This window comes from Caecibacteroides pullorum, from assembly GCF_019239235.1.
In the GTDB taxonomy this organism is placed as follows: Bacteria; Bacteroidota; Bacteroidia; order Bacteroidales; family Bacteroidaceae; genus Bacteroides; species Bacteroides pullorum.
The window spans coordinates 1-1,003 of sequence record NZ_JAAZTS010000056.1; the positions used below are offsets into that span (position 1 = coordinate 1).

At 55.2% G+C, this 1,003-nt stretch carries 1 protein-coding gene; it reads left to right on the forward strand.

The features are described from left to right. A partial coding sequence (locus HF894_RS15045) for a virulence-associated E family protein (protein WP_218417856.1) occupies window positions 1–1,003 on the forward strand: 1,003 nt, incomplete at both ends.

Sequence of the window (1,003 nt, forward strand, 5' to 3'; positions counted from 1 at the left end):
GTCCGCCTGACCTGGAAACCCCGGCAGGAAGATGCGGAGAAACGCATGTTCAGCCTGAACGGACAGAATGAAGTGACGGAATGGGTAGAAACAGCTCCATCTGCCGTGGAAGCGAAGAAACCAGTAGCACAGCAGGCAGAAAAGGAACCGAAACAGCAACGGATGATGCAGCGCCTCTCACGCTACCTGAAACTGCACTATGCTTTCCGCTACAACCTGCTGACGGAACGGACGGAATGCGCCCGCCTGAATACAGAAAAAGCCGATGAGTCTCACCTCCTTACTTATACACCCGTAGACAGCCGTATCCTGAACGGCATCGCTCTCAGTGCCATCGAAAACGGCGTGGAGTGCTGGGATCGTGACATCAAGCGATATGTGGAATCCGACCACGTACAAGACTACCACCCCTTTGAACTCTATTTCAATAACTTGCCCGAATGGGACGGCAAGGACCGCGTAACGGAGTTGGCAAAACGGGTATCCGATAAGGATGTCTGGGTACGCGCCTTCCACCGCTGGATGCTGGCCGTCACAGCCCAGTGGACAGGCTCAGGCAATCGTGGCCGCAGGGCTAACAGTGTGGCTCCGCTTTTGGTTAGCACTACACAGGGGTTGGGTAAATCCACTTTCTGTCGTATGTTGCTTCCCCAAGAATTGCGTGACTACTTCACGGAGAGCTTCGACCTGACCAATGCCTCGTCAGCGGAGAACAAACTGGCTTCTTACGGTCTGATCAACCTCGATGAGTTCGACCGCCTTTCCGTCAGCCGGATGCCCCAGCTGAAGAATCTGATGCAGATGGAAGACCTGCGTGTGCGTCGTGCTTACCGCCGTTCGGCCGAATCGTTGCCAAGAATCGCCTCATTCATCGGTACAAGTAATCGCCGCGATCTGCTGACCGACCTTTCGGGCAGCCGCCGTTTCATCTGTGTGGAAGTGGAGCATGCCATCGACTGTACGACCTCCATCGACCACGCCCAGCTTTATGCCCAACTGCTGC